This is a genomic window from Paenibacillus sp. FSL W8-0194, assembly GCF_037969745.1.
Lineage (GTDB): Bacteria > Bacillota > Bacilli > Paenibacillales > Paenibacillaceae > Paenibacillus_AQ > Paenibacillus_AQ cookii.
Map to the genome: position 1 here is coordinate 4,091,181 of NZ_CP150205.1, position 16,854 is coordinate 4,108,034.

Genomic DNA, 16,854 nt, shown 5'->3' on the forward strand with positions numbered 1-16,854 from the left:
CATCCGGCTCATTGGACAATCCCTTTTTAAAAAGATTATAATGAATTGGCACGAATCACCAAAATTCCATATCCGAAAGGAGAATCAACCATGGCACAAGAACGCACAGGTGCTGCAACATTTAAAGGCAATCCGATTACGCTGATCGGTCCCGAACTGAAGGCGGGCGATCAGGCTCCGGACTTTACCGTCAGCAAAAATCTGCTTGAACAGGCTACCCTGAAAGATTTCGCGGGAAAAATCAAGCTGATCAGCGTCGTACCTTCCCTGGATACCGGCGTATGCGACGCCCAAACCCGCCGTTTCAACGAGGAGGCCTCCGCCCTTGGCGATAACGTGGTCGTACTCACCATCAGCGCCGATCTTCCGTTTGCCCAAGAGCGCTGGTGCGGCGCAGCCGGCGTAGACCGCGTCATCACGCTTTCGGATCACAAGGACATGTCTTTCGGCCAAGCCTACGGCGTCCACATCAAGGAATTCCGTCTGGACATGCGTTCCATTTTCGTTGTCGACCAAAACGACAAAATCACGTACGTGGAATATCTGAAAGAGATGGCCGAACATCCGAATTACGAACAAGCGGTCGCAGCCGTCAAAGAGCTTCTGTAAGAAGCCCTCGCCTTAAGTATATGCTTGCCAGGGCATAAGAAAAAGCCTATCGTCGTTTTTCGTTGAAGACAGACCGCTTTTTCATGTCCTCTGTTCATTCGAATCGGGAAGCGCGTCAACGACGCGTATTCCCTACCTGAAAAAAAGCGGGAGAAAGCTTGTGTCTTTCTCTCGCTTTTTCATGCCTATCGTTAAGAGACTTTGTATTTGCCCAGTTTCTTGTCGAGTGCCGAAAATAAATTGAGAATAATGCGGTAGTTGGCCCCCAAATCCCCCAGGGAACCTCTGGAAGCGGAATACATGTCAACCGCGCTGCGCACCGGACCTACCGATAGCACGGATACCGTGATGTCCACCGTTCGTCCGAAAGACGTTCTTTTCTCCAGCGTAATTTCGCCGACGGAAGGAACTTCATGCAAGACTTTATACCCCGGGATCTTTTTTAATGTCGAGGATATTTCCTCCCATGCCTTGTCTTTCGATAAATTGTAGTAGCGCGTCTTCATCTTCGGATCCTTCGCCCGGTCGCTTGTACCTTCCTGACTGCGAAAGATTCCCACTAGAACCCTTTTCAGCGACAAGACCTTTCCCCCTTTGTAGTAAGCATCATCAATACTTTACAGTGTATCATTGTTGGGACCAGAACAAAAGAGAAAGTAAGGGAAAATTCGGCGAAAAGGCAAATTAGCGCGGCTTTCCATAAAGCGTTTGCACGTTTTTGCCGTCGCTTCCGAACAGACTCCGCCGGGATGTTTTTCGTAAACCAAAAAGACACCCCGGTTTGCGGAAAAATCCGCAAGCACGGAGTGCCCTGCCATGTTCTAAAATAAAAACCCGCCTATGCCGTCCGGTTAAATTGTCTTCTGAACCTGCTTTGGCAGGTGGGTGATCGCGGACGCGTTTTTGAAGTCCCCTTGTCATATAGACAGGGCGTTCCAGCCGCGCATCGTAAAAATCTCCCTAGACATCATCATTGGTTCAAAACAACGATTAACCGTGGCGAACATCGCAGGATGTAGTCTTATTATAGACCTTTTTGCTCAAAAAGTAAATCTCGGGAGAAAAATTCCGAAACGAACCGAAGCGGGATCAGTCCTTTCTTGTCGTTTCCCCGCTCCGCCGATCGCCGTCGCCGGGTTCGCCGCCGGCCGCGCCGGATGTAGCTTCAAGATCAATGCCTGCCTCCGCGGCTTCTTGCTCCTCGAGTTCCTTTTGTTTGATCCGCTCGGCCTGTTCCTGCATTTTGGTGAACGTCGCGTAGAAATTAAAAAATGCCCAGTAAGCAATTAAGCTTCCGCCGAAAAAGAAGATGAGCGCCGGATATTTGGAGCCAATGAACAGTACGACCGCGCTTCCGAGCACCGTCGCGATGACCCGGAACGGGCGGATGATCGTGATCAGCACCGCATTTTTCATGATCTGCCGAATGTTCATATGATAATGGACGATCATGGAAAAGAAATTGAACAAGGACACGAACAAGACGATCAGCAGAATCAGCATCACGATGCCGATGATTTGCATGTTCTTGAACTGCGTCATGTAAACGGTGTAGTCCACCATCATGATCACCAGAAGCAGAACGTAAAAAATGCCTCCGATCATGCTTTGTTTGTAATTTTCCTTGTACGATCTGAAAAACAAGCTGAAAATTTTGACGTCGGGATCGCCCATCACCCATTTGCGCACGACCGCAAACAACGCCGCCGTGGCCGGAAACAATGTAAACGGTGCCACAATACCCATGGCCCAGTTCATTTGAAGCGATTCGTTTACGCCGGTCACCATCAGCCTGGTCACCAGAAAAAAGAAAAACGGAGACGAACAAACCAGCCATAGAATGTTGCTGTAAGCAAAGCGGGTGATCCATTCCGTTAATCTGTAAATACCGCCCATTGCGCCTTTAAATTCCAAGAAAAAGCCTCCTCCTCCACTATCTATGCTCGTACTAATGATATTTTACCGCATTTTAGCCTTACATTGCCAGAGCCTAATTTTTTCGCAAAATGGGTGATGGTCTATACCTCAAGGTGCTCACCCACATAAGATACACAGTAACCCAAAGGAATCAAACACTTAAGGAGGTAATTCTCAATGTCTCATGTTGGTGGATATGGTTATGGTCCTGGTCTTGGTTTGTGGGGTTCCACAGGTGCGATTCTGGTTCTCTTCATTCTGCTGGTCATCATCACGCGCGCATTCATTTTCTAATCCGAGCGAACCATCCTTGGCAGCAACCAAAAAAAAGAGACGAAGGGCAGCAATGCCCCTCGTCTCTTTAAGTTTGAGCGGGTAACGTCCCCGCCTTTCGCTTAGCTGTTGTAGGATTCGTCGCGTTTGGACGGGCGTCTGCCTTCGCCGCTGCTGCTGGTGCGCGGCTTGCGGTCTCCGTCGCGGTAGGAATCGCTGCGGCCGCCGCTGCGGTTCGAGCCGCCGCGGTTATCGCGGTCGCGGTTATATCCGCCTCTGCCGCCGCTGTTGCTGCGGAAACCGCCGTAATTGCCCGAAGGTCTGCGGCCGTTGCGAAGATCAGGTTTGCCGCTGTTGTAACGGCGTTTCACGCGGATCGGTTCTTCCGGAGTCAGCTGGATATCGGAATCGCGTTTTTCGCCGGTCAGCATTTTCATCGCCGCGGACAGAAGCTGCACGGAATCGTACTGCTCAAGCAGCTGGATCGCCAAACCTTTGTATTCGTTCAGTTCGCCTTTTTCGATCGTCTCGAGCAGACGCTCCGCAATGATGCGCTGTTTGCCTTCGATTGCTTCGGCCAACGTTGGCAGCGGTTTGCGGGCGATGCGATGGCGCGTGATCCGTTCGATCAGGTGCAGATGGTCGATTTCGCGAGGCGTCACGAACGACCAAGCCGTTCCTTCCTTGCCTGCCCGGCCCGTACGGCCAATGCGGTGCACATAGCTTTCCGGATCCTGCGGAAGGTCGAAGTTGACAACGTGGGTAACGCCGGACACGTCCAGACCGCGGGCGGCAACGTCCGTCGCAACCAGCACGTCGATGCTTCCGTCGCGGAATTTGCGCATCACGGTATCGCGTTGGTTTTGGGACAAGTCCCCATGCAGGCCGTCAGCGGAATATCCGCGTTTTTGCAAAGCTTCCGACAGCTCGTCGACGCGGCGTTTGGTGCGTCCGAATACGATCGCAAGCTCCGGAGATTCCATGTCGATCAAACGGCAAAGCGCTTCGAACTTCTGGCGTTCAGGCACTTCGATGTAAGCTTGATCGATCAGCGGCGCGCTGACTTGTTTCGGTACGACCGACACGTGTTCAGGATTTTTCAAAAATTGCTGGGCAAGTCTTTGGATGTTAGGCGGCATTGTTGCGGAGAAAAGCATCGTTTGGCGATTTTCCGGAACCAGCTTCAGGATCGATTGGATATCTTCCATAAAGCCCATGTCCAGCATTTCATCGGCTTCGTCCAGAATGACGGTTTCGACGTCGTCGAGACGGATGGTTTTACGGTTAATATGATCCAGCAAACGGCCTGGAGTACCGATAATGATTTGCGGTTTTTTCTTCAAGGCGCGAATTTGGCGTCCGATGTCTTGGCCGCCGTAAATCGGCAGGGAGCCAATGCCTTTGAAGCGGGTAAGCTTCCCGATTTCCTCCGCCACCTGGATGGCCAGCTCGCGGGTCGGGGTCATGACGAGCGCCACGATTTTGTCCGTTTCCTTCGAGATTTTGTTGATCAGGGGGATGCCGAATGCGGCCGTTTTGCCCGTACCGGTCTGTGCCTGACCGATCAAGTCGCGTCCCGTCATCGCGATCGGGATCGCCTGTGCCTGAATAGGTGTCGCTTCCTCGAATCCAAGCTCGGTAATGGCCCGTAGAACCTTCGGCTCAAGGCCTAAATCTGCAAAATTTTTCAAAATATTCATACTCCTTCTATATAGTGGACATTCCACAATCTTGTCTGTATTCTTAAGTAGCGGTAAACATATATAGGTTAGCCATTCTTCATGATTTTTTGCATGGCTTATATTCTCTATAGCGTTTATTCAGGGCAAAAACGCCTACAGGGACTTTGCATGACATCGATCCAGGCCGCTCCGGAGCGCAATATGTAGACGAAGCACCCGCTTCCCGATCCATCAATTGCCAAACGAAACGCCGCTCATTCGCAAAATCTCTTTTAAGTAAACGGTAATTTTCTCCTGAAACAATGTCAGAATAAAACTATTGTACAAGCCTACTCAAGAATATCCAATCCATTATATCACAAACTAAATCGCAAACACCAGCGGCTTGAAACTAAGATTGAAAATTTTTATGAAAATGTATCGTTTAGAAAATCGAGGTGAGACTGTGAAGCTCCGTAATATTTGGAAATATATCGGCGTGATCGTCGGCGCGGCGTTTATCGCCTGCGGATTCAATCTGTTCCTGGTCCCCCACAAGCTGTTAAGCGGCGGGGTATCCGGCCTGTCGATGCTGGTCAATTATTTTACGCCGATGAATCTCAGCGTGTTGTATTTTGTATTTAACGTGCCGATTTTGGCCGCGGGCTGGTTCCAGCTCGGGAAACGGTTTATCGTGCTCAGCATATTGTCGGTCGTGGCCACGACCGCATTTATCGCCATCGTTCCGGTCAACCTGCTCGCGACGGATACGCTGATCGCTTCGGTGTTCGGAGGGGTCCTGGTCGGCGTCGGCGCAGGCATCTCCTTCCGGGCGGGCGGCTCCTCCGGCGGTTTTGACATTATCGGCTCCATCGTGACGCGCTACCGAGACTTCCCTGTCGGCAACGTGTTGGTGGCGATGAACGGCCTGGTCATTCTTGCCGCGGGATATTTGCAGAACGACTGGAATCTTGCCCTGGCCTCGATGATCTCCATTTTCGTCACCGGCAAGATGGTCGATTTCATCCACGTCAGCCATTTCAAAGTCACCGTCTATATCATTACCAACGAAACGGAGGCCCTTTTGGAAAAACTGCTCGAACGCCCGCGCGGCGTGACCAAAATCAAAACCGAAGGGGCTTTTTCCCACGAATCCAAGGACATGCTGATGACGGTAACCACCCGATACGAGCTCCAAGAGCTGAAGCGGATCATCAAGCAGACCGACCCGAAAGCTTTCGTCAACATCGTCGAGACCGTCGGGGTCATGGGTTCGTTCCGCAGAAGTTGAATTTGGCACCCTTTGTGTAAAAAGGATGAGTTTTGTGGTATATTAATGGTGCGCGGTACCTGCATGAGTTCCATGAGATTAGGATCGACAAAGGTTTTCCAGGCACTTACACGCTTTTCCGGTTCCTTGGCTTTAAAGATTTAGGGCTCTGAAGAATCCGAGAGGAAAGGGTGATTTTTGTGGAAATGGAAACGGTCAAATTGTCCCAAATCGTCATGAAGTGGTTCCCCGACATGATGCCATTTTTGAAGCAAAAAGAACTGAATTCACTCATCGTGCTGCGGGACGGACTGGGTATCCTGGAACAGGAAGATGCCATGGAAATTATCCAGTACAGCATCTGCGAACATCAAAGCTCTGCGCCTCTTCAATGAATGAAGATGTGGTTAGTTCACCGAAAGATCCGTGCCGCCTCGTAGTCAGTCCCTGAACCATACTGAGACAGGCGGCATTTTAATCCGTTCATGTGATAAATGCCATGATGCCAAAAAGAACCGGCGGCTCAAGAAATCTTGGGCTTCCGGTTCTTTGCGTTCATCCGTTTGTTCCTGCAGCGAAAAACGTTCCCGCAAAATAGGCTCTTTTAACCGACGACGGATCCTTTCGCTTGGGTTCTGGGGAACAACACTTCCCGTTCGTAGCGCTTGACCTCCGCCAGCCATTCCTCCCTTACCGGCGTGCCCGATTTCCAGCAGTAGTAATCCCAGACCGCCCCGAACGGATAGGACTTGAATTCTTCCACAAGCGCCAGCCTGGACGTAAAATCCCCTTCCAGCTCGATCTCTTTCAGCCGGTCCACCGGCTCGAGCATCGCCCGTAGCAGCGCTTTCAGCGTGTTTCTGGTGCCGATAACCCATGCAGCCACATGGTTGATGCTGCCGTCGAAGAAGTCGAGGCCGATATGGGTTTTGTCCAGCAGTTCGCCGCGGACCAGCTCGCGGGCAATGTCGAGCAGCTCGTCGTCCATCGTCACGACATGGTCGCTGTCCCACCGCACCGGACGGCTGACGTGAAGCAGCAGCTGCTTGCCGAACAGCAGCCAGGACGAAAGCTTATTGGAGATCGTTTCCGTCGGATGGAAATGCCCCGAATCAAAGCAGATGGTTTTTCCGCGGCTCAGGGCGTACCCCATATAAAATTCATGGGAGCCTACCACGTAGCTTTCGGAGCCGAGGCCGAACAGCTTGCTCTCGACGGCATCGATATTATAGCTTTCGTCGATCGGTTCGCGGAATACCTCGTCGAGCGATTCCATCAGCCGGACGCGCGGCGACAAACGGTCGATCGGGGTGTCCTTGTACCCGTCCGGAATCCAAAGGTTCGTCACGCAGGGCTGCCCCAGCTCCCGGCCGAAATATTCGGCGATTTTCCGCGAGGCTTTGCAGTGATCGATCCAAAACCTGCGGATCCCCGCGTCCGGATGGCTGAGCGTAAAGCCGTCGTTCGCTTTTTCATGCGAAAAGCACGTCGGATTAAAATCCAAGCCGTAGCCTTTGGCCTTGGCCCATGCGACCCAATTTTCAAAATGCCTCGGCGCCAGCGCGTCCAAATCAACCCGCTCGTCCGTATCCGCGTAGATGGCATGCAAATTGACCTTATGCCTGCCCGGTATGAGCTCGAACGCCTTGTCAAGATCGGCCCGAAGCTGGTCCGGCGTGCCGGCGCGCCCCGGATAACTCCCGGTGACGGCAATGCCGCCGCCAAGCTCCCGGCCCTTGTTCAAAAATCCCCTGACGTCGTCCCCCTGCCAGCAGTGAAGCGATATCTTGATGCGGGAAAGCCGTTCGAGGACGCTGCCCACGTCGATGCCGTGCTTCCCGTAAAGCTTCTTGGCTTCATCAAAGCTGTTTTGAATCGTCGACTCCATCTTTTTTTCCCTCCGGATTCTTCAAATGAAATGGTGGCGTCCCACCCGGTTCGTTTCAGCCAAGCGACCGGTATTTCGCCCGAAGTTCGGCCAAAAGACCGCTGTCCATCGGCCGGGGGGCATACGCGCGGACCGGAAAGGAGCGGCGGATCAGATCCCTTGCCTCCCGAATGTCCCGGACGGTTCCGTCCGCGATCATCTGGACCGCAAGGTTGCCCAGCACCGTCGCTTCGGTCGGCCCGGCATCAATCGCCATGCCAAGCACGTCGGCGCTCAGCTGGCATAAAAATCCGTTGTTCGCGCCGCCGCCGACGACGTGAAGCTGCTTCAGCCGCTCCCCGGTCACCTCCTGCAGCTCGCGGACATAGACGTCGTAGGACAGCGCCATGCTGTCGAAAATGCACCGGGCCAGTTCCCCGGCGGACGCCGGCACCGGCTGGCCGGACTCCCTGCAGAAGCCGCGGATCGCTTCCGTCATGTTCGGCGGATTCATGAACCGGCTGTCGTTGCATGGAATAAGCGAGCGGAAAGGTTCGGCCGCCGCAGCCATTTCCGCGAGTTCAGCAAAGGAATATGCGTCATCGGCTTCCTTGCGCACCTGCTGGATGAGCCACATGCCCATCATGTTTTTCAAAAACCGGTACGTGCCGAAGGCCCCCCATTCGTTGGTGTAATTGCGCTCCATGGCAAGCCGGCTCGTCAAGGGATGCTTCCGCTCCACGCCGATCAGGGACCAGGTGCCGCTGCTGAGATACCCCCATGACGTTCCTTGGGCCGGAACCCCAAGCACTGCCGAAGCCGTATCGTGCGTTGCCGCCGCGATGACCTCGCAGCGGGGGAGACCGTGCTCCCGGACAAGCTCGCCTGGGACGGCGCCCAGACGGACGCCCGGCCGGACAAGATCGGGAAATTGGCTTCTATGCAGCCCAAGCAGCGCCAACAGATCGGAATCGTAATTCTGCGTTTGCCAATTGAGCATTTGGGTCGTCGAGGCGTTGGTCGCTTCGCTTGCCAAAACCCCGCACAGCCGGTAGTGCAGGTAATCGGGAACGAGAAGGATATGCTTCGCCGCCTTCAGCTCCTCCCGGTCATGCACGAACAACTGGTAAAGCGTGTTAAAGGGTAATTGCTGGATGCCCGTTTTTTCATAGACTTCCTGAAACGAAATATGCCGGTGCAGACGTTCCGGGGCGCCGTTCGTCCGGGGATCGCGATACGCGTAAACCTCCCCGATCCTCTCCCCCTTCCGGTCCAACAGCACGTAGTCCACCGCCCAGGTATCGATGCCGAGCGTGCATTCGTCGACGCCGAGCGTTTTTGCCTTTTGCAGTCCCGAAAGAATCTGCCCAAACAAATACTCGATATCCCAGCAAAACTTCCCGTCTTTTTCATGGAATCCGTTGCCGAACCGGTGGATCTCCTGCAGGCGGAGCGCTCCTTCCCGAAGCGTCCCCCAGATGACCCTGCCGCTGGAAGCGCCGATATCGACGGCCAAATAATGGTTCATATGCATGACTCCCGAAATGGATTTTTCATACCCAAAATCATATGCGAAGCCCTTCGCGCTTTGAACGGATTGTGCAAGACGGCATCGCAAGTTTATTGGCGCACTTTCGTATAGCTGTTCAACCAATGGCGGAAAATATATTGTATACTTTTTTGAAATTAAGTATATTGAATACTTGGCGGTTGTGCAATCATTTTTTGGATGAATCGGAAGATTTTATCGTTGCCAAGGCCTTCAAACCGATGATTAGCGTATACTTTGCTTTGAAATTTGAATATCGTCCATCTACGACAGGTTTTGTCATCGTTAACGTATATCCTAAAAGCGTCAAATGAATTTTTTGAAAGGGGAGACAGAACGTGAATTCATTAGAAGGAAAAGTAGCATTGGTCGCGGGAGCGACCCGTGGAGCCGGCAGGGGCATCGCCGTCGAGTTAGGGGCGGCTGGAGCTGTCGTTTATGTCACCGGACGAACGACGAGGGAGCAGGCTTCCGAGTATGGCCGTCCCGAAACCATCGAAGAAACGGCGGAGCTCGTCAACCGCGCGGGAGGCAAAGGCATTCCCGTACGGACGGACCATCTAGACCCGGAACAGGTTCGGTCTTTGATGAACCGCATCGAGGCGGAGCAAGGACAGCTGGACGTGCTCGTCAACGACATTTGGGGCGGGGAACATCTGATCGAGTGGAACATACCCGTATGGGAACAATCGCTGGAAAAGGGATTCCGAATGCTGCGGCTGGCAATCGACACCCACCTCATCACGAACCATTTCGCGCTCCCCCTGCTGATCCGGAGCGGCAAGGGACTGGTCGTCGAAATGACGGACGGGACGGCCGCGTACAACGACCGGAATTACCGGTTGTCCATGTTTTACGATTTGGCCAAAACCTCGGTCCTTCGAATGGCCAAATCGCTGGCCCACGAGCTGCGGCCCCATGGATGCACAGCCGTCGCGGTAACGCCCGGCTGGATGCGTTCCGAAATCATGCTCGACCACTACGGGGTGCGGGAGGAGAACTGGCGGGACGCGCTTGAGAAGGAACCTCATTTCATCATCTCGGAGACGCCGCGCTTCGTCGGGCGTGCGGTTGCCGCCCTGGCCGGAGACCCGGAAGCAGGCCGCTGGAACGGCTGCTCGGTCTCCAGCGGAGAGCTGGCCAAAGTATACGGTTTTTGCGATGTGGACGGGTCGCGGCCCGATGCCTGGAGATATATCGAAGAGGTTCAGGATAAAGGCAAACCGGCCGATGCCGCCGGGTACCGCTAAGCGTCGGCATCCCGGGCCAAAGGCGCCGTCGAATCCCGCACGATGACCGTCGGGATGATCTCCTCGCGGAGCGGGCCGCTCTCTTCGTCCTTAACCCCGAACAAAAGGATTTCGGCGGCCCGCTCCCCAAGCTTGCGGGTGTTTTGGTTGACGGTCGACAAGGCGGGATTCGTAAATTCGCTGATGGCAAGATCATCGTAACCCATGATGCTGACATCCTCCGGGATGCGGATCCCCATCTCCTTGGCGGCGGTCATCGCCCCGATGGCTTTCAGGTCGCTGGCGCCAAACACGGCCGTCGGAGGATGCTCAAGCGACATCAGCGCCTTGAATCCCCGGTATCCCGTATCCGCGAAGTCCTCCCCCGGCAATACGGCGATCAGATCCTGATTGAAGGGAATCTGATGCTGGGACAAGGCCAGGCGGTAACCCTGCAGGCGCAAGGAGAATTCCTGGTTGATATCCATCATGGATTCTCCCGGCAGGATCATCCCGATCTCCCGGTGCCCCAGCGAAATCAGGTGATGCGTCGCCAGATACCCTCCCGTCAAATTGTCGACGATGACGTAAGGAATGCCCAGATGCGGATAAAAGAAATGAACGGTCACCATCCGCCGCTTTTCTTCCTGCCATCCGGTCAGATGCCGGATATCGAACGCATGGTTGCTGGTGAGCAACACGATTCCCGCGTTCAGGTCGTCCGGCAGCTTATACGTTTCGTCCAACCCCCACAGAAAAAAACGGATGCCGTTGTCTTCGCATACCTCCCGGATCCCTTGAAACATTTCCGTGAAAAACGGATGGTTAAACGAAGCCACGGCCTCGTTTTTGTAGACTAAATATATGGTGCGCATCGCCCCCCGCTGCGGGGCTGCCACCTCTTCCTTCACAAAACTTCCTTTGCCGCGAATCCGGTAGATGTAGCCTTCCTGCACCAGATCGGCCAAAGCCCGCCGCGACGTGATTTCGCTGGTGTTGAATTGTTTGGCCAGCTCGACTTGCGTCGGCAGCGGATCATGCGCCTGCAATTCGCCGTTTTCGATCCGGCGTTTAATGTCATTGATAATATATTGGTACATCGGCGTCTTGTCCGATTTTTCCATGCCCGTCACCGTAATCACTCCCTACAGAATGAATTAAGTATACTTTAGGATATATGCTTTCGCAAGATCAGCTGCCCTAAACCTTATTGCGATCATTTCCAGCATTGCGTAAATCTTGGCAATCCCTCTTGCCTATATGTATTTCGTTTCCCCGCAGGCAAAGATACTCCATATAACGGCAAACCGCTTGAGGCTCCCCTGCAAAACCGCGCAACTTTCGACGGTAATCATCGTCAAATTGTTACAAACCTGTTGTTTTTAAGCTTAGGCGTTCTAATATAATCGTAATGTGAACGCTAACAAGGGAGAGAATTGTTATGAATATTATCTTTGCACTGCTGTTGTTGTTAGGCGGCAGCGCAGGCCATCATCCGCAGAGCGGCAGCGACCAAGCCGCCAATATGTTGAAGTCCGCCATTCATTCGGCCGTCGAGGCTTCCCGGCAAAACGAGGTCGCCGCAAGCGCGAACGGTTCGGCCGCCAAAACCGATCCCCAAACGGACGCCCCCAAAGTCAAAGGAGTGTACGTCACAGCCTACAGCGCCGGAGGGGCGCGCATGAGCCAGCTTCTCGACCTCGTGGACCAAACGGACCTGAACGCCATGGTCATCGACATTAAAGACGATGCCGGATACATAACGTACAAAACGGACAACCCGGTGCTGATCAAAAACGGGCACCCGCAGCCGTTTATCCGCGACATCCGCGGGCTCATGGAACGCCTGAAAGAACACAACGTATATCCGATCGCGAGGGTCGTCGTGTTCAAAGATACGGTTCTTGCCAAAAAACGTCCTGATCTTTCCTTTGTCAAAAGCGACGGAACCGTATGGAAAAACGGCAAAGGCGACAGCTTCGTCAACCCGTTCAGCAAGGAAGTGTGGGATTACAACGTGGAAATCGCCAAGGAAGCGGCCAAGCTGGGCTTTAAAGAAATCCAGTTCGATTACGTCCGCTTCCCCGAGGGCTTCGAGAAACGGGCCGACTCCCTGAAATACGCCAAAAACGGCAAAACCCGCGTGGAAACGGTCGCCGATTTCGTGCAGTATGCCCGCAATCAGCTCTCCCCGATGGGCGTCCGCGTTTCGGTCGACATTTTCGGTTACGCGGCATCGGTGCCCGCGGCGGAAGGAATCGGCCAGGATTTCAACAAAATCTCCGCTAACGTCGACGTGATCAGCCCGATGGTGTACCCAAGCCATTACACGCAGGGCTGGTTCGGAGCCAAGGACCCCGACAAGGAGCCGTACCGCACGATCAAAGGCTCGATGGTCGACACCTTCAAAAAACTCGAGCCGCTCAAGGACCGGCAGCCGATCGTTCGCCCGTGGATTCAGGATTTTACCGCCAGTTGGCTGGGAAGCGGCCACTACGTCAAATACGGCAAAACGCAGGTTGAAGAGCAGATTCGGGCGTTGAAGGATATGCATATCGACGAATATTTGCTGTGGAATGCCACCAACCGCTATACGCAAGGCGTGGTTTACAAATAATGCGCTCTACCCGCGCAAATTCGTTTCACAGCCGAAACCCGGTCCCTCCAAGGCCGGGTTTCGGTCTTTTAAGATTTCCCCCGACAGGGCAAATCCCTGCTTCAAGGCTTGTCATCTCCGGCGGTTTCTTCATTTCCTGCACTGCTTTCCGGTTATTTAACAGTCATCCCTGTTCAAACGGAGGCTTATGTTTTACAATAGATTCCTGCCGTTCAATAGCGCGAAATTTATATATACTGTGAGGCTTAACATGAAAACAACGGTAACGCTCAGTCAGAAATCGAAACAATTTCTCGTCATCTTGCTGCCGATCCTGATCACGCAAATCGCTCTTTCCGCCATTACGTTTTTTGATACGAACATGTCGGGTCATGCCGGTTCCACCGATTTGGCCGGCGTCGCCATCGGCTCCAGCCTGTGGGTCCCGCTGCAAACGGGCTTGAGCGGCATTTTGATGGGCATGACTCCGATCGTCTCCCATCTGATCGGCGGGGGTCAGGCACAAAAGGTCGCCTATCACGTCATACAGGGACTATGGCTGGCCCTGCTGCTAGCGGTCGCGATTTTAGCCATCGGCAGCATGCTGCTTCCCGTCATATTGGACGGGATGAATCTCGATGCCCCGGTCCGCAGCGTCGCATTCCGCTTTTTGAGCTTTTTGTCGATCGGCATCATTCCGATGTTCGGTTATACGGTGCTCCGCAGCTATATCGACGCTCTCGGCCATACGAAAATTTCCATGACGATTACGCTCATCTCCCTGCCGATCAACATTTTTCTGAACTATCTGCTCATCTTCGGCAATTGGGGATTTCCCCGCCTTGGGGGCGCCGGTGCCGGGATCGCCTCGGCGATTACGTATTGGTGCGTGTTTGCGGTCGCGGTCACGTTCGTGATCCGGCTGAAACCGTTCGCCGCTTACGGCATTTTCCGCAAGTTCCACGGCGTATCTTTAAAAGTATGGAAGGAACTGCTCAAAATCGGCGTGCCGATCGGCTTTTCGATTTTTTTCGAAACCGCCGTTTTTGCCGCGGTAACACTTCTGATGAGCCGCTTTAACACGATAACGATTGCGGCGCACCAGGCGGCGATGAACTTCGCGAGCACGCTGTACATGATCCCGCTGAGCATCAGCATGGCGTTAACCATCCTCGTCGGTTTCGAAAAGGGCGCCGGGCGGCTGAAGGATGCGCGGCAGTACAGCATCCTCGGCATCGGTTCGGCGGTGGTCCTGTCGCTTGCGACCGCCGTGGTGCTGCTCGTCGCCGGCAAATACGTCGCCGGCTTGTATTCGGAGGAAAGCAACGTCATTGCGCTGACGCAGCATTTTCTGATCTATGCGATTTTCTTCCAGATATCCGATGCGATCGCAACGCCGGTCCAGGGCGCGCTCCGCGGGTACAAGGACGTCAATCCCGCCTTTATCATTACCTTTATTTCGTATTGGGTGGTCGGGCTTCCCGTCGGGTACCTCCTCGCCTCCTTTACGTCGCTGGGCGCTTTCGGCTTTTGGATCGGGCTCATTGCCGGGCTCGCCGCAGGCGCAATCCTGCTGCTCTGGCGCCTTGTAAGGGTGCAGCGCGGGAGCCGGGAGAACAAAGCCATCGCCGCATGACTCGGCCTGAAACGTTCGTCCGGATTCAAACGCCCCCCTCCATCCATGGGCAGCGATCAAACAAACCAAAAAGCCGTCCCGGGTCGATTGACCTGCGGGACGGCTTTTTGGTTTTGCCGCCAACCCCCGTCATTATTGCGAAAGACGGGATGCCAGCTCGTAAAGCTCCATGTTGAATTCTTTTTTGGTGTTGACGACTTTGTCGATATCCGTCAGAACAAGTTCGCCTTTGATGATGCCGCAGGCTTTGCCGGATTCGCCTTCGATCAGCTTGCGTACGGCAAAATCGCCAAGGCGGCTGGCCAGGTTCCGGTCGGCTGGCGTCGGCGTTCCCCCGCGCTGGATATGGCCAAGGCACGTCACGCGCGGTTCGAGCGTCGGGCAGCGGTCGGTGAGCGCCTTCGCCACGTCTTCGCCGCTTCCGACCCCTTCCGCCACGATCACGATGCTGTGGCGTTTGCCAAGCGCAAAGCTTTGCTCCATCCGTGCGGTAATTTCGTCCATGTCATGCGGAACTTCCGGCACGAGAATCGTTTCCGCGCCCGAAGCCAGGCCCGCATAAAGGGCGATGTCCCCGCAATGTCTGCCCATGACCTCGACGATCGAGGAACGCTCGTGGGAAGACATCGTGTCGCGGAGTTTGTTCACGGCGTCCACGACGATGCTTACCGCGGTGTCAAAGCCGATCGTATAATCCGTGAAAGAAATGTCGTTGTCGATCGTGCCGGGCAGGGCCATCGTTTTGATGCCCAGCTTGCTCAGCTTGTTGGCTCCGTGGTAAGAACCGTCCCCGCCGATGACGACCAGGCCGTCGATGCCGCGTTTTCTTAGGATTTCGGCACCCTTTTGCTGCCCTTCGGGCGTCATGAATTCTTTGCAGCGCGCAGATTGCAGGATGGTTCCGCCGCGGTGGATGATGTCGCCTACGCTGCGCAGATCCATCGAAAAAATGTCGTCGTTCAGCAATCCCTGGTAGCCGCGTTGAATGCCGTACACTTCAAGCCCAAAATAAAGCCCGCTGCGGACAACCGCACGAACGGCCGCGTTCATCCCTTGGGAGTCCCCGCCACTGGTTAGAACTGCAATCTTTTTCACTGTCATGAAAAATTCCTCCTCGTAATCACTCATACAAATGTTTGCGGATCCAGCGGCTGTTGACGAAGAAAAAGAGCCGGGTCAGCGGGCTTCCCTTCATCAAGCGCTTGGACACGGAGCGAACTTCCTGCTGCTCGCTGACTTTCGGATCGGACAAATAGATGGCCAACAATCCCTCGATAATCATCCGGTGAAACGGCGGAACGGGAATGGCCTGAACATCCTTTCGCGCCCATCCGACGATCAAGGCGATCCGGTCCAGCATGGTTTCGGGAGATTCATAATAATTGCAAAAGTTCAAGTCTCCGCCAAGCCGATCCTCTTCCTGATCAATCAGGTAATCCAGCATAATGTGCAGACAGCAAACATGTGGAAAGTATGACGCATGAATGGAGGCCGCAGCCGCTTCGCTCAAGTGCCGGTCACTTGCGGCAAGAAAAAGCATGAATACGCCCAGCGTCGACCCCGTAGCCGCGGCGAATTCGTTCCACTGAAGATGGGGGGTTCGTTCACGGTGCTGCTCCCACCACTCCAGCAATGCCTGCTCCCTTAGTTCGGGCCGGATATGTTTGTAGACCTGTAGGTCGGTATACAAGCCGGCCAGATCCTGGACATAGGGCATGGCGGACGCGTAGCCGGGGAGCTGGCGGATGCAGTCCTGGCATGTCGTGACCAGGCTGCGCAAATAACCGCCGTCGTTTTGCTCCAGGCGCAGCGCGTAATAATTCACCGGCTCTGCCTCCGGATCGGTAGCATCCAGCATGGACCGGTGGAGAAGCCTAAAATCCTCGGGATCCATGGAGGTGCTGCGGTCGCATAGATTATCCAGATAGTCGCTGATCGTCTGGTAGGCGACGATAAGCTTCGTTAGAATCAGCCTGTCCGGCAGCGGGACCGCGGCATAAATGCCTCCGCCCTCGCAATGAAATTGTTTGGTCTCGATGCTGGCAAGCGCTTGTTTCCGCAGTTCCGGGTCAGGTATTTTTTTCGCCAGACTCCGCCATCCGTTCAGCTCTTTCCGCACTTCAGGCAGAATATGCTTATACACTCGTCCCATCAAGCTTATAGGGTTCCGGGGAACTTGATATTGACTTTGCCTATTTTCATTCAAGACGGTGCCTCCACATTGTTGTCTACTTGTGTCAATCCTAA

15 protein-coding genes and 1 other RNA gene are annotated in these 16,854 nt (G+C 54.2%); 7 read left to right on the plus strand and 9 right to left on the minus strand.

Features of this window, described 5'->3' with window-relative positions; all coding sequences use genetic code 11:
• Nucleotides 1–90: 90 nt before the first annotated feature.
• On the plus strand, nt 91–609 hold the full coding sequence (gene tpx, locus MKY58_RS18635) for a thiol peroxidase (RefSeq protein WP_339321563.1): 519 nt from the start codon (nt 91–93) through the stop codon (nt 607–609).
• Nucleotides 610–800: 191 nt separating this feature from the next.
• On the opposite strand, the gene MKY58_RS18640 is transcribed toward tpx, so the two are convergent.
• The 3 genes from MKY58_RS18640 to MKY58_RS18650 form a co-directional block, all read right to left on the minus strand.
• Nucleotides 801–1,190, minus strand: coding sequence for a DUF1499 domain-containing protein (locus MKY58_RS18640; protein WP_036706691.1), 390 nt, complete (start codon nt 1,188–1,190; stop codon nt 801–803).
• Between the two features lie 246 nt (nt 1,191–1,436).
• A non-coding RNA gene (gene ssrS / locus MKY58_RS18645) (6S RNA) lies at nt 1,437–1,627 on the minus strand.
• 71 nt (nt 1,628–1,698) lie between these two features.
• Nucleotides 1,699–2,523 (minus strand): DUF624 domain-containing protein, encoded by an 825-nt coding sequence (locus MKY58_RS18650; RefSeq protein WP_339321564.1) that lies wholly within the window; start codon nt 2,521–2,523, stop codon nt 1,699–1,701.
• A 180-nt stretch (nt 2,524–2,703) separates the two neighbouring features.
• Between MKY58_RS18650 and MKY58_RS18655 the strand changes: the two genes are divergently transcribed.
• Nucleotides 2,704–2,820, plus strand: a complete 117-nt coding sequence (locus tag MKY58_RS18655) for a sporulation protein YjcZ (RefSeq protein WP_081992025.1) — start codon at nt 2,704–2,706, stop codon at nt 2,818–2,820.
• 101 nt (nt 2,821–2,921) lie between these two features.
• On the opposite strand, the gene MKY58_RS18660 is transcribed toward MKY58_RS18655, so the two are convergent.
• The gene (locus MKY58_RS18660) at nt 2,922–4,490 is read right to left on the minus strand and encodes a DEAD/DEAH box helicase (RefSeq protein ID WP_339321565.1); all 1,569 of its coding nucleotides are present in this window, start codon (nt 4,488–4,490) and stop codon (nt 2,922–2,924) included.
• Between the two features lie 436 nt (nt 4,491–4,926).
• Between MKY58_RS18660 and MKY58_RS18665 the strand changes: the two genes are divergently transcribed.
• Nucleotides 4,927–5,751, plus strand: a complete 825-nt coding sequence (locus tag MKY58_RS18665; RefSeq protein WP_339321566.1) for a YitT family protein — start codon at nt 4,927–4,929, stop codon at nt 5,749–5,751.
• A gap of 185 nt (nt 5,752–5,936) precedes the next feature.
• On the plus strand, nt 5,937–6,125 hold the full coding sequence (locus tag MKY58_RS18670) for a hypothetical protein (RefSeq protein ID WP_197069903.1): 189 nt from the start codon (nt 5,937–5,939) through the stop codon (nt 6,123–6,125).
• Between the two features lie 209 nt (nt 6,126–6,334).
• Here the strand turns inward: MKY58_RS18670 and rhaA are convergent, their stop codons facing one another.
• Together rhaA and rhaB are read right to left on the minus strand one after the other, a co-directional pair.
• Nucleotides 6,335–7,618, minus strand: a complete 1,284-nt coding sequence (gene rhaA, locus MKY58_RS18675) for an L-rhamnose isomerase (RefSeq protein WP_339321567.1) — start codon at nt 7,616–7,618, stop codon at nt 6,335–6,337.
• 55 nt (nt 7,619–7,673) lie between these two features.
• Nucleotides 7,674–9,125 (minus strand): rhamnulokinase, encoded by a 1,452-nt coding sequence (gene rhaB, locus MKY58_RS18680; RefSeq protein ID WP_339321568.1) that lies wholly within the window; start codon nt 9,123–9,125, stop codon nt 7,674–7,676.
• Nucleotides 9,126–9,484: 359 nt separating this feature from the next.
• On the opposite strand from rhaB, the gene MKY58_RS18685 reads away from it, so the two are divergent.
• A complete protein-coding gene (locus tag MKY58_RS18685) occupies nt 9,485–10,396 on the plus strand; it encodes an SDR family oxidoreductase (protein WP_339321569.1) in 912 nt (303 codons plus the stop codon).
• Here MKY58_RS18685 and MKY58_RS18690 read toward each other — a convergent pair.
• Nucleotides 10,393–11,499: a GntR family transcriptional regulator gene (locus MKY58_RS18690; RefSeq protein ID WP_339325200.1), complete on the minus strand. Its 1,107-nt coding sequence runs from the start codon at nt 11,497–11,499 to the stop codon at nt 10,393–10,395. The genes MKY58_RS18685 and MKY58_RS18690 overlap by 4 nt on opposite strands.
• A gap of 317 nt (nt 11,500–11,816) precedes the next feature.
• On the opposite strand from MKY58_RS18690, the gene MKY58_RS18695 reads away from it, so the two are divergent.
• Nucleotides 11,817–12,992, plus strand: a complete 1,176-nt coding sequence (locus MKY58_RS18695) for a putative glycoside hydrolase (RefSeq protein WP_339321570.1) — start codon at nt 11,817–11,819, stop codon at nt 12,990–12,992.
• A 250-nt stretch (nt 12,993–13,242) separates the two neighbouring features.
• Nucleotides 13,243–14,607 carry an MATE family efflux transporter gene (locus tag MKY58_RS18700; protein ID WP_339321571.1) on the plus strand — a complete coding sequence of 455 codons (1,365 nt, stop codon included), beginning with the start codon at nt 13,243–13,245 and terminating at the stop codon, nt 14,605–14,607.
• A 132-nt stretch (nt 14,608–14,739) separates the two neighbouring features.
• On the opposite strand, the gene pfkA is transcribed toward MKY58_RS18700, so the two are convergent.
• Both pfkA and MKY58_RS18710 read right to left on the minus strand, forming a co-directional pair.
• A complete protein-coding gene (gene pfkA / locus MKY58_RS18705; protein ID WP_212953271.1) occupies nt 14,740–15,708 on the minus strand; it encodes a 6-phosphofructokinase in 969 nt (322 codons plus the stop codon).
• 19 nt (nt 15,709–15,727) lie between these two features.
• Nucleotides 15,728–16,813, minus strand: a complete 1,086-nt coding sequence (locus MKY58_RS18710) for a tetraprenyl-beta-curcumene synthase family protein (protein ID WP_339321572.1) — start codon at nt 16,811–16,813, stop codon at nt 15,728–15,730.
• Between the last annotated feature and the right edge of the window lie 41 nt (nt 16,814–16,854).